Raw genomic sequence first — 12,701 nt, forward strand, 5'->3', positions numbered from 1 at the left:
GCTGCCGTCCTCTCGTCATGTCAGGGGCGGTTTCGCCGACGGCGGACGAAGGCGTACGCGGCCAGGGCCGCTCCTCCGGCGGCCAGGGCAGCGAGCCGTCTCCAGGCGCGGAACGCGTCTTCCCCCCAAACGGGCGCGCCGGCCTCCGGCGTTCGCAGCGCATATCCTTTCCTCTCGGCGTACTCCTGAAGCTTCTCCGCAACCGGTTCGGTTTCCCCTCTCGGCAAGCCGACGACGACATGGCCGTCCTCCGCAAGGGAGGCGGTAACGAAGCTCGGGGACAGCAGCTCGAGCCGCGGAGGGATGTCTTTCAGGAAAAACACGTACGACGTCCCGGCGCGAAATTTCATCGAAAAATCGGGGCATTCGAACCCGGCCGGATAACGGTCCCGATCGTCGACGGTTTCGGGCATCGTCACGCGCTTCGGCGCCGGGCCGGGTCCCGCATAGATGTCCACGTCCACCGTCGCTAGTCTTCCGCCGCGTCCGACATCGACGACCGTGCCGTAGATCATGGCTTTCGCCGCGTAGGCGTCTTCGAACGTCCAAGGCGCCGGAGAACACGCCGCGGCGGGGACGGGGCGAAGGAGGACGAGTGCCAGCATCCATCCCGCAAATACCATCCATACGAGTCTCATAAGGCTCTCCTGCCTTTCCGGTTACCCTCCGCGAGGTTTGCGATTGTTTTTTAGACGTCGCGATAAGCCGCTTTGGATGCAGCCTCGGCGGAAAAAATTTCAAAAATTTTCGACCAATGGATAGACAATACCTAGCCTGCGGTCTAGTGTAATGGAGTGCCGAAGTTATTAGTATAAACTGGGAAGATTGACCTAGGAGATTAGAGTAATGTGGAGGGTAACCATGCGAAGAGCGTTATGGGTATTGAGCTTGTTCGCGGGAGTCGCCTTGTTCGCGACGGCCTGCAGCCAAGGGGAGGAGCCGGCGCAAAGCGCCGAGGCGGCGCCTGAGGCGAAGAAGGTAAAAGCGGAACCGGCGGGCACCGTTCAGATCGGGCGGGCCGTCACGGTCGCCGGCGTCGTCAAGTCGGCGGTCGCGGTGCAAATCGTCAGCGAGATCGGCGGGATCGTCGAGGCGAAGCCGCTCGAGGCCGGAGACGAAGTCGGCAAGGACGGCGTCCTGTTGGAGCTGGAGAAGGATCAATACGAGCTGACGCTGCGGCGGGCCGAAGTGGCCAAGGAGCGGGCGGCGCTGACGTCCGCAACGTCGGAAACCGACCGCCGGAACGCGGTGCTGAACGCGGAAGGCGCGGTGGCCAAGGCGCAGTTGAACGTCGATCAGCTGCAGAAGGAATACGATCGTCTAGAATCGCTGCTGGCGAGGGATGCGGTATCGGCTGCCGAGGTCGAACGGGCCGCGAATCAATTGGCGGCGGCGAAGCTCGACCTCGACTCGGCGCGCCGCGGACTCGAGCAGGCGAAATCGAGCTCGAACGAGCGGCTGCTGACGCTCGGGGTGAAGGAAGCGGAGGTCGCCTATCAGGAAGCGCTGATGCAATACGGGAAAACGACGATCCGTTCGCCGATCGCCGGGATCGTTACGGCGTCGGGCAAAGTGCCGGGCCAAACGGTCCAGCCGGGCGAGGCGGTCGCCGTCGTCGAAGATTTCAGCCGGATGTCGCTGACGGTGTCGGTGACGGAAGCGGACTTCCTCGCGATTCGCGGCAAGGAAAGTCTGACCGTGTCCGTTCCGGCGCTGCGGCGGACGGTCGAGGCGAGCGTCGCGTCGCTCGCCGCCTCGTCCGTCGGCGCGGGCGAAGGGTTCTCCGTCGAGCTGGAGCTTCCGAACGAGGACCGCGCGATATTGCCGGGCATGAATGCGGAGGTCGTGCTGAACGACGCCGGCGCCGGCGAGACGCTGGTCGTGCCTGCCGGGAGCGTGCTGGAAGAGAGCGGCGAGTCGTTCGTGTTCGCCGTGCGGGAAGGGCAGGCGCGCCGCACGCCCGTGGAAGTCGGCCGCGTGACGAAGGCGCACGCCGAAATCGTCTCCGGCCTTGCGGCGGGCGATCTCGTCGTCACCGTCGGGCAAGGACTGCTGAAGGACGGCGACGCCGTGGAAGTCGTAGAGTAGGGGGAGTTATAGCCGCATGATGACAAAGATGCTTAAACGGCCGGCGATCGTGCTCTTGCTGTCCGTCATGACCGCCGCCTTCGGCGCCATCGCGATGCTGACGCTGCCGATCAAGCTGCAGCCGAGCGTCAGCGCCCCGTACATTACGGCCATGGCTGTCGTCGATAAAGAGTTAAGCTTGGATGAAATGGAGAAACAGATCGCGCTCCCGCTGGAGACGGCGGTCGTGCATAACGCGTTCGTGAAGGACGTGAACGTAACCACGACGACGTCGACCGTTATGGTCGATGTCGTGCTGAAGGATTCGGCGACAGAAGAGGACATCGCGCAAGCGAAAGACGATTTGACGCAGGCGATGAATTCGCTCAACGTCGAGCTGGACGTCAGCGACGTCCGGCAATATTCGACCGCCGATCAGATGGTCATGATGATCGCCGTTACGTCCGACGCGCCGGATCAGGAGAAGGTGCGGTCGGAGCTGCGCGACATCGTCGTGCCCGAGCTGCGGAAGCTGCCGGGCGTCAGCAAGGTGGAGCACAGCTTGAATTGGTACGACGTCTCTTACGTGTTCGAGCTGAAGCCGGAGAAAATGAGCAGCTTGCAGCAAACCGCCCGCGTCGTCGACGAAATTCGCGGCGCCTTCTCGCAGCCGCTGCTCGGCAATCTCGAATACGACGGAGGACAGTATCGCGTCAGAAGCGAGGCGCTGATCGGCGGGCAAGCGGAGCTGGCGAGTTACCGGCTGTCGTCCGGCAGCATGCTGGCCGACCTGGCGGACGTCCGCGAGGACCGTCCGGCCGATCATAACTACGCGATGCGCAACGGACAGCCTTACTACGAAATTTCGATCTTCGCGACGGAAGACGCTTCGGAGGTGAAGGTATCGGAACGGGTGCGGGCGAAGCTCGCTGCGCTGAACGACGGGGCGGCGACTTCGTGGTCGTACGTCTTCCCTTGGGACGCGTCGGCGTTCATCGGCAGCGCGGTCAAGGAGCTGGCGCTCAACATCGCGATCGGCGCGCTGGTCGCCGCGGCGGTGCTGTACGCCGTATTCCGCAGCATCCGGATTATGATGGTCATCGGCTTCAGCATTCCGCTGTGCATGTTCGCGACATTCATCGGAATGAGCGCGTTCGGTTACAGCATCAACATCATTACGCTGATGGGCATCGGGCTCGGTACCGGCATGGTCGTCGACGCCTGCATCGTCGTGATCGAGAACATTTTCCGCAAAATGGGGGAAGGGCTGCCGCGGCAAGAGGCGGTCGTGCAGGGAACGAAGGAAGTCATCGCTCCGGTTATTTCCTCGATCGTTACTACGATCTGCGTTTTCGTCCCGATCGGTATGCTGGACGGTATGATCGGGGAATTCATGAAGCAGCTGGCGCTGACGATCACCGTTTCGCTGCTGGCGTCGTTGGTCGTCGCCGCGACGCTCATACCGATCTTGACGAGCCGCTGGGTGCAGCCGCCCAAAGAGTCGAACAAACGAAACCGCGTGTTGGAAGGCTACGAGCGCATGCTGCGCTTCGGACTCCGCTTCCGCTGGGGCACGCTGCTCACGTTCGTCGCCGTGCTTGCGGTATCGTTGTATGCGCTAATCGCTTTCGTGCCGAAAAACTATATTCCGAACGTAAGCGATCGCAGCTTGTATATCGAATACGAGGTGGATCGCAACATCGACTACGCGACCGCCCGCGGCTTGGCGGAGACGGCGGCGGCGCGGATCGCGGACGTGGACGGCGTGATGGACGTGTTCTACTGGGGGAACGACCGAGAGACGCATCGCGGGACGCTCATCATCCTGTACGACCCACGCGATACCATGACGCGGTCCGACGAGGCGGTGAACGAAGACATCGAAGCCGTCATCGAGCGGACGATTCCGTACACGCTGCTCAGCATCGGGCAAGGTCAAGGCGATATGTCCGGGCGGATGGAGGTGTCGGTGACGGCCGCTTCGATGAAGAGCTTATCCGAGGAAGCGGACGCCATCGCGGAATCGCTCCGTCTGCTTCCCGGCGTCACGGGCGTCCAAGCGCCGCTGTCCGACGAAGGGAAGGAATGGGTCATCCGGTTTTCGCCGGATCGGCTTGAATACCACAACATTACCCGGGGAGAAGTCGAACAGTACATCAGTCTCGTGCTGAACGGGGTCGACGACATCGAGCTGACCATGGACGGGGACACGGCGACGGCTCGCGTAGAGTTCCCGACCGTCTATCGCCAAACGTCGGACGCCCTATACAAGCTGCCGCTGCGGAGCGATTCGTCCCTTACGGTCGAAGACGTCGCCGATCTGGCGCTCGTCGACGCCGAATCGTCCCGCGTCCGCAAGGACGGCATCTACGAAAGCACGCTGACCGTGTATTACGACGAAGCCGATAAAGCGTCCGTCGTGGAACGGGTGACGGCGTTCGTGAGCGAATACCGCTCGGCCGAAGCGCAGGTCGCGATCGCCGGCACGCAGCAGGAGCAGAACGAGGCGTTCTCGAAGCTGCTCGTCGCCGTCGGCGTCGCCTTCTCGGCCGTGTTCCTGGTGCTGGTCATGCAGTTCAACCGTCTGCGCCAGCCGCTGTTGATTATGCTGTCGCTGCCGTTCGCCATGATCGGCGTCGCGCTCGGCTTCCTGCTGTCCGGCCGCGTGTTCGACATCATGGCGATGATCGGCATCGTCATGCTCGTCGGCATCGTCGTCAACAACGCGATCGTGCTGATCGATTTCATCAACAAATCCCGCGACGCGCACCCGGACATCGAGTCGGCCGTCATCGCCGGCTGCAAGCTGCGCATGAAGCCGATCCTGACGACGACGCTCACGACCGCCGGCGGCCTCGTGCCGATGTTCATCGGCGGCACGGAGACGTCCGATTTCCAGACGCCGATCGCGACGGCGGTTATTTTCGGGCTGCTGTTCTCGATGTTCGTCAGCCTGTACCTTGTCCCTGTGCTGTATTTGATGATCGACGGGCGCGCCGCGGGCAAGGCGCGGAAACCGCTGTTCGGCTGGTTCGGCAGAAAGCCGGCCGCGTCCGAGGCGGCGCCGTCATGAGGGGGCGCGCGGCATCGGCCGCCGTCCTCGCGGCGGCGTTCATCGGGGGGTGGGCGGCGCCGGCTGCGGAAGCGGCGGCGTCGGCCGCGGCGGTTTCCTCCGCCGAGGCGCAGGAAGCGCGCGTCGTCACGCTCGAGGAGGCGCTGCGGCGAGCTTCGGCCGTCCCGCGCCAGGAAGCGTCGCTGCAGCGGTCGATCGACGGCCTGCGCCGCCAGTTGGACCGCGCGAGCAAGCAGCTAGGCGAGAATTCGTATATCGATTACTTCACGCTCTACGAGAAATCGCAGCGGAACGAACCGTTCGATCAAGCGGAGCGGGATCGGTTCCGGCACTACAACGAGATGTATTACTTCATGGTGATGGAGATGTCCGAGCGGGATCGGTTCAACAGCTTCGTCGCGCCGAGAGAGTTGACGGCGGCGGAGCTGACCGCTTCGATTCGAAAGCTCGAGTGGCAGCAACGACAAATCCGTCCCGCGGCGGAGCTCGCTCTGCGGGAGCTCTTCCACGGCATCGCCGGGCTCAAGGAGCAAATCGAGCTGCTCGAGGCGAAGCTGGAGCTGGAGCGGCTTCGGCTCGAGCAAGATCCTGGGCGCCGAACGGCGGCGGAGACGAGAGTGCTCGAGCTCGAGCACGAAACGACGGCGCTGACGAAGCGGACGCTTACGCGGTCGCTCGCGATCGCGGAAGCCGCCTTGAAGAAGGAGCTCGGCATCCCGTTCCGGTCGGCCGTCGCGATTCGTTCGGAGGAGCCCGCCGCGCCGGAGCTGCAGCCGCTGAAGCGGTACGAAGCGCTCGCGCTGGAACGGCGGGCGGAGGCGCTGTCGGCGGCGCTGGACGAGGAGCTGAAGCGGCGCAAGGCGGCATTGGCCGAGAGATATATTGCGGACCCGGAGGCCGAGGAGCGGAAGGAATCGCGCATGGAAGCGGAGGAGGCGGCCGCCGCGCTCGCGGAGGCGCGGGCGCGGATCGCGGAGGACGTCGCTAACGCGTACGCCGCCGCCGCGGATCGGCGGTACGCCTGGGAGCAGGCCGAGGAACGGGCGGCGCAGGCTCGCTCGCTTCAGGGCATTGCGGAGCGGATGGCGGAGACGGGCGCGGGGACGAGTCTTGCGGCGAAGGAAGCCGCATGGGCTGCCGCCGAAGCGGAGGTCCGCGCGAAAGAAGCGAAGAGAGCGTACGAGCTGGCTTGGCATCGGCTTACGGCCGCGAGCGGCATCGGGCCGGGCTACGCTCAAGGAGAGGAGGCGTCAATGCCATGACCGGACGAATGATGCGCAGAGCGGCGGCGATGCTGGCCGCGCTGGCGCTGGCGGCCGCGATCGCGCCCGCCGCGGCGTTCGCGGACGAAGCGGCCCCGGCGGCCGATAAGGGGCCCGAGAAGGCGGTCGAGAAGGCGGTCGAGGAGCTGAACATTTATCAAGCGATCCAGCGCGCCTTGGCTCGCGATGCGGGATTGAAGGCGATCGGTACGAAAATCGCGTTGAACGAAAAGCGGTACGAAGACGAGCTCAAGAAGGCGAAGGCGGCGAAAGGCCGCGACGCCAACGTCGACTCGGAGCGGATCGAGCTGCGAAAGCAGGAACTGCTGTACCCGGAGCGCCGGCTTGCGGCGATCGCCGAATTGAAGCGGCAGCAGCGCGAAACAGCGAACCGGATCGAAGCGGAGGTCGCGGAGCTGTATTACCGCATCCAGTCGGCAAGCCGCCAAGCTAAGGCGTACGGCGCCGAAGCGCGCCGCTTGGAAGGCGAGGCCGCGCGGCGCGAAGCGCAGGTGAAGGCCGGCGTAACGACGCCGGATCAACTGTACGCGCTGCGCAACGCGCTGGCCGACGCGCAAGCGGCGCTGCAGCAGTGGCAGCGAAGCGAGGCGAGCGCGCGGCTGTCCCTGAACGTGAAGCTCGGGTTCGAGCCGGAGCGCCGCATCGCGCTCGGGTCGCTGCCGCTGCCGGAGGAGACGCTGCGCATCGACGACATCGACGCGCTCGCGGCGAAGCTGCTTTCGGCAAGTCCCGCCGTGCTGAAGCGGGACGACGATGCGCGGCTCGCGCGGCTGGAAGCGGAAATCGTCGACCGGCATTGGAAGGACAAACGGCCGGAAGCGCTGGACGGCTTGCTGGACCAAGCGATCGAAGCGGAGCTGCGGGCCGAGGACGAGAGGTGGGCGGTCGAGCTGAAGCTGCGCACTGACTACGACCGGCTGCTCAACTTGGAGGACCAAGTACGCATCAAACGGGCCGCTTACGAGCGTGCCGAGCTGCTCGCCCGCGCGGCGGAAGCCCGGCACAAAGCCGGGCTCGACACCGAGAGCAAGGCGCTGGAGGCGAAATCCGCGCTGCTGCAGGCCGAGAACGCCTGGGAGCAGGCGCGCATCGATTACCGGCTGGCGCTGCTCCGGTTCAACCATTTCATCGCGCCGGCGACGGCGGAAAGCGCCTGACGGGCGCAAAGCGAGGAACGAGGCTGCCGATATTGTAACATCGGCAGCCTTGTTCCTTTTCTCCTCTATTCGCAGATCAAGTGCTGCCCTCAATTATGGGAAGGAAGTATGCAAAAGAAGTGCAGGGTGTTGTCTTCTTATGCATACCTGCTTCCCATAACGGGCCCGGGGGTCGACGATCACAGAGGCGAGGGGCGCAAGATAGGAAGGAAGTATGCAAAAGAAGAGCAGGGTGGTGCCTTCTTATGCATACCTGCTTCCCATAACAGAACCGGGGGTCGACGATCGCAGCGGCGAGGGCGCAAGATGGGAAGGAAGTATGCAAAAGAAGTGCAGTGTGTTGTCTTCTTATGCATACCTGCTTCTCATAACGGAACCGTGGGGCAGCAATCGCGGCGGCGGCGAGGGGAAGCTGGGGCCGGGGGGCGGCAATCGCGGCGGCGGCGAGGGGAAGCTGGGCCCGGGGGCGGCAATCGCGGCGGCGGGGAGGGGAAGCTGGGCCCGGGGGGCGGCATTCGCGGCGGCGCGAGGGGAAGCTGGGCCCAAGGTCGACGCTCGCGGCGGCGCATTGCTCCGCGTTCGGCGGAAACGCATGCGTTGGCGAACATCTTGCAGCATCTTGCAGCTTGATTGCTCTCTAAAGGGTGGAAAATGTTTCTTGACAATGTAGGGTACACCCCTATACTATAAAAATGCGCGGTGATCGGTTTATTTGCTCCGACGTTCGTTTTGACGGCCGTCACGTTCGCGGGCAGGACGAAATCGGACCGCGCAATAAATTTTATACGGGAGGTTGGTCGGTATGGCTTTGCAGGCGGGTGCGCTGCAAACGGCGGATCCGAAACGGTGGAAGGCGCTGGCGCTGCTTTGCGTCGCCAATTTCATGGTCATCATGGATACGTCCATCATCGGGGTCGCGCTGCCGGCGATCCAGAACGCGCTGGGATATTCGCAAGAAAGTTTGCAGTGGGTATTTAATGCGTACGTCATCTTCTTTGGGGGATTGCTGCTGCTGGGCGGCAGGCTGTCCGATCTTTACGGGCAGCGGCGCGTATTTTTGTGGGGATTTTTGATCCTAACGGCTGCCTCGCTGCTTGCGGGCTTCGCATGGAGCGACGGGGCGCTGAACGCCGGGAGGGCGCTTCAGGGCTTAGGCTCCGCGCTCATCGCGCCGTCGGCGCTGACTACCGTCATGCTGCTGTTCGGCGGCAATCCGAAGGAGCTCGGCAAAGCGCTCGGCTTCTGGGGCGCCTCGGCGGCGGCCGGCGGTTCGGCCGGCGTGTTCCTGGGGGGCGTCATCACGGAATGGCTCAGCTGGGAGTGGACGTTCCTCATTAACGTGCCGGTCGGGCTGATCGCCATGCTCGCCGCCCCGGGCTTATTGCCGAAGGGCGAGCGGCGAGAAGGGCGCGTCGACGTTGCGGGCGCGGTGTCCGTTACGGCAGCGCTAGTGCTGCTCGTATATGGCATCGTCACGGCGGAGCATAATGGATGGAGCGCGCCGCAGACCGTGTGGACGCTCGCCGCGGGAGCAGCGCTGTTCCTGCTGTTTTTAGCGATTCAAGCGGCGAAGAAGGACCCGCTCGTGCCGCTGCGCATTTTCAAGGCGCCGAATTTGGCCGCGGGCAATGCGGCGCTGCTGCTCCTGTCGGGCGGGTGGATTCCGCTGTGGTATTTCCTGAATCTATATTTACAGCAGGTGCTTCAATATTCGGCCTTCGCGGGCGGCGTCGCTTTGCTGCCGATGACGATTTTGATCGCGGTATTCATGATGTTTATCACCGGCAAGCTGATCGGCGTCTTCGGCTTGAAGGCGAACTTGGTCGCCGGATTGGCTGCGCTCGGCGCGTCGATGCTGCTGTTCGCGGGCAATACGCCGGTCGACGGCACGTTCGCGGCGCATGTGCTGCCCGCGTCGCTGCTTGGCGCGCTGGGCATGTCGCTCGCGTACATCCCGGCGACGATGGCCGCCATGTCGGGGGCGAAGCCGGAGGAGGCGGGCTTGGCGTCGGGCCTCGCAAGCACGAGTTACCAGATCGGCTCGGCCGTCAGCCTCGCCGTCATGGTGGCGGTGGCGGCGGCGTCGACGAGCGCGCAGACGGGCGCATCGCCCGAGGCGGCGCTGAACGCCGGTTTCCAAAGCGCGTTCTTCTGGTCGGCGATGGTCGCCTTCGCGGGGGCGGCGCTGTCGCTGTTGTTCGTCCGAAACCCGAAGCCGGGGGCTTCGAGCGCTCCTGCCGCCATGTAGGGATATTGAAAAGGGAAGGAGCGGGGGTATGAGCGGGGAGAACGCAGTGCGCAAAAGCTCACACGATCCGCAGACGAAAGCGAATTTGATGAACCGTCTGAACCGGATCGAAGGGCAAGTGCGCGGCATTCGGGGCATGATCGAGAAGGATACGTACTGCGACGATGTGCTGATTCAAATTTCGTCCGTGCAGGCAGCGCTCGGCGCCGCGGGAAAGCTGCTGCTGGAAAAACATTTGGAATGCTGCATCGAAGGGCGCGTAAGGCAGGGCGATACGGCCGTCGTTTCGGAGATTATGCGGACGATGAACGTCATCTTAAAATAAATTCCATTCTGTTGTTGACATAGGGTACCGGGGTATACTAATATAACAATCAAGGAAAACGAAAGGGAGATCCGAATATGACGAACGTTACGTTGAAAGTGCAAGGCATGAGCTGCCAACATTGCGTCCATTCCATCGAAGGGGCGCTGACACAAGCCGGAGCCGCCGGGAAAGTCGACCTGCGAGGGGGCACGGTGGACGTTCAGTACGATGAAACCCGATTGAGCGTGGAGCAGCTGAAAGCGGCGATCGAGGAGCAGGGATACGAAGTCGAGTAAATTGAATTGTTGAAGGAGAGATCACCATGGAAGCCATCGAAGCTACGAATGCAAGCAAGCAGACGACGTTCCAAATTACCGGGATGACCTGCGCGGCCTGCGCGAACCGGATCGAGAAAGGGCTCAGCAAAATGCCCGGCGTGAAGAGCGCCTCGGTCAATTTCGCGATGGAGACGGCGCGCGTCGAGTATGCCGAAGGGAACGTCACGGTCGAGGATTTGCAGGCGAAGGTCAAGCAGCTCGGCTACGCCGCCATCGTCAACACCGGCGACGACAAGTCGGCCGAGCGCCGCGAGCACGAGGCAAAGAGTATGCGGAACAAGCTGATCGCCTCCGCGATTTTGTCGCTGCCGCTGCTGTGGTCGATGGTCGGCCACTTCTCGTTCACCGCGTGGATCTATGCGCCGTCTTTGTTCATGAACCCTTGGTTCCAGCTGCTGCTCGCGACGCCGGTGCAGTTCATCATCGGCGGACCGTTCTACGTCGGCGCGTACAAAGCGCTCCGTAACGGCAGCGCCAACATGGACGTGCTCGTCGCGCTCGGTACCTCCGCGGCCTATCTGTACAGCTTGTATTTGACGCTCGAATGGTCCTTCGGCGGAGGCGGCGCGCATCACGGTCCTTCGTTGTACTACGAAACGAGCGCGGTGCTCATTACGCTGGTGATCATGGGGAAATGGTTCGAAACGCTAGCGAAGGGGCGGACATCGGAGGCGATTAAATCGCTGATGGGGCTGCAGGCAAAGACGGCGCTCGTCGTTCGCGACGGCGAGGAGCGGACGGTGCCGGTGGAAGAAGTGCTTGTGGGCGACATCGTGCTTGTGCGCCCCGGCGAGAAGGTGCCGGTCGACGGCGTCGTGCTGGAAGGCGCCTCGTCGGTCGACGAATCGATGCTGACGGGCGAGAGCCTCCCGGTCGAGAAGAAGCCGGGCGACGCCGTCATCGGCGCGACCGTCAACCGGAACGGCATGCTGCGCATCCGCGCCGTGAAAGTCGGCAAAGATACGGCGCTCGCGCAAATCATCAAAGTCGTGGAAGAGGCGCAAGGCTCCAAGGCGCCGATTCAGCGGGTGGCCGACGCCATCTCCGGCATTTTCGTCCCGATCGTTGTCGGCATCGCGGTGCTGACGTTCCTCGCCTGGTATTTCTTCGTCGCGCCGGGCTCGGTATCGGAGGCGCTCGAGAAAGCGATCGCCGTGCTCGTCATCGCCTGCCCGTGCGCCCTCGGCCTCGCGACCCCGACCTCCATCATGGCGGGCTCGGGACGGGCGGCGGAGCTCGGCGTCCTGTTCAAAGGCGGCGAACACTTGGAGCGGACGCATAAGATCGATGCTATCATTCTCGACAAAACGGGTACGGTCACGAAAGGCAAGCCGGAACTGACCGACGTGCGGCCTGCGATCGACGAAACGGAATTCCTCCGTTTGGTCGGCGCGGCCGAGCAGCCGTCGGAGCATCCGCTGGCGGAAGCGATCGTCGCCGGCATCAAGGAGCGCGGCATCGCGCTGCCGGCGGCGGAAGCGTTCGAGGCGATTCCCGGCTTCGGCATTCAGGCGACGGTCGAAGGCAAGCGGCTGCTCGTCGGGACGCGCCGGCTGATGGAAGCGAACGGGGTGGATGCAGCAATGGCGTACGCCGAGATGGCGGCGCTCGAGGAAGCGGGCAAAACGGCGATGCTCGCCGCGGTCGACGGCCGGTACGCGGGTATGGTCGCGGTGGCCGACACAATCAAGGAGACGTCGAAGGCGGCTGTCTCTCGGTTGAAAGAAATGGGTATACAAGTCATTATGATTACAGGCGACAACGAGCGGACGGCGAAGGCGATCGCCGCGCAGGTCGGCATCGATCATGTGCGGGCCGAGGTGCTGCCGGAGGGCAAAGCCCAGGAAGTCAAGAAGCTGCAGGCCGCGGGCCGGACGGTCGCGATGGTCGGCGACGGGATCAACGACGCGCCGGCGTTGGCGACGGCCGACATCGGCATGGCGATCGGCACGGGCACGGACGTCGCCATCGAAGCGGCGGACGTGACGCTCATGCGCGGCGATCTGGCGAGCATTCCGGACGCCATCTATATGAGCCGCAAGACGATGAGCAACATTAAGCAAAACTTGTTCTGGGCGCTCGGTTACAACACGCTCGGCATCCCGATCGCGGCCGTCGGACTTCTGGCGCCGTGGGTCGCCGGCGCGGCGATGGCGCTCAGCTCGGTATCGGTCGTATTGAACGCGCTGCGGCTGCAGCGCGTGAACGTGAAGCACTAACGAGACAAT

General features: G+C 63.6%; 9 protein-coding genes. 8 read left to right on the forward strand and 1 reads right to left on the reverse strand.

The annotated features are described in order from the left end of the window. Positions 1-20 precede the first annotated feature (20 nt). The gene (locus VE009_RS12095; protein WP_325007891.1) at positions 21-638 is read right to left on the reverse strand and encodes a hypothetical protein; all 618 of its coding nucleotides are present in this window, start codon (positions 636-638) and stop codon (positions 21-23) included. 223 nt (positions 639-861) lie between these two features. On the opposite strand from VE009_RS12095, the gene VE009_RS12100 reads away from it, so the two are divergent. The 8 genes from VE009_RS12100 to VE009_RS12135 all read left to right on the forward strand — a co-directional run bounded on the left by VE009_RS12100 (position 862) and on the right by VE009_RS12135 (position 12,692). Further along, positions 862-2,088 carry an efflux RND transporter periplasmic adaptor subunit gene (locus VE009_RS12100; RefSeq protein ID WP_325007893.1) on the forward strand — a complete coding sequence of 409 codons (1,227 nt, stop codon included), beginning with the start codon at positions 862-864 and terminating at the stop codon, positions 2,086-2,088. Positions 2,089-2,104: 16 nt separating this feature from the next. After that, positions 2,105-5,140 (forward strand): efflux RND transporter permease subunit, encoded by a 3,036-nt coding sequence (locus tag VE009_RS12105; RefSeq protein WP_325007895.1) that lies wholly within the window; start codon positions 2,105-2,107, stop codon positions 5,138-5,140. Continuing rightward, the gene (locus tag VE009_RS12110; RefSeq protein ID WP_325007897.1) at positions 5,137-6,402 is read left to right on the forward strand and encodes a hypothetical protein; all 1,266 of its coding nucleotides are present in this window, start codon (positions 5,137-5,139) and stop codon (positions 6,400-6,402) included. Before VE009_RS12105 ends, VE009_RS12110 begins: the two co-directional genes overlap by 4 nt. After that, a complete protein-coding gene (locus VE009_RS12115) occupies positions 6,399-7,580 on the forward strand; it encodes a TolC family protein (protein WP_325007899.1) in 1,182 nt (393 codons plus the stop codon). Before VE009_RS12110 ends, VE009_RS12115 begins: the two co-directional genes overlap by 4 nt. A gap of 802 nt (positions 7,581-8,382) precedes the next feature. After that, positions 8,383-9,828: an MFS transporter gene (locus VE009_RS12120; RefSeq protein WP_325007901.1), complete on the forward strand. Its 1,446-nt coding sequence runs from the start codon at positions 8,383-8,385 to the stop codon at positions 9,826-9,828. Positions 9,829-9,856: 28 nt separating this feature from the next. After that, entirely contained in the window at positions 9,857-10,153 is a 297-nt protein-coding gene (locus tag VE009_RS12125; protein ID WP_325007903.1) for a metal-sensitive transcriptional regulator, read from the forward strand. Between the two features lie 77 nt (positions 10,154-10,230). Then, positions 10,231-10,431 (forward strand): cation transporter, encoded by a 201-nt coding sequence (locus tag VE009_RS12130; RefSeq protein WP_325007905.1) that lies wholly within the window; start codon positions 10,231-10,233, stop codon positions 10,429-10,431. A gap of 26 nt (positions 10,432-10,457) precedes the next feature. Beyond that, a complete protein-coding gene (locus VE009_RS12135) occupies positions 10,458-12,692 on the forward strand; it encodes a heavy metal translocating P-type ATPase (RefSeq protein WP_325007908.1) in 2,235 nt (744 codons plus the stop codon). Positions 12,693-12,701: the final 9 nt, after the last annotated feature.

Origin of the sequence: Paenibacillus sp. (genome assembly GCF_035645195.1) — a bacterium.
Lineage (GTDB): Bacteria > Bacillota > Bacilli > Paenibacillales > YIM-B00363 > Paenibacillus_AE.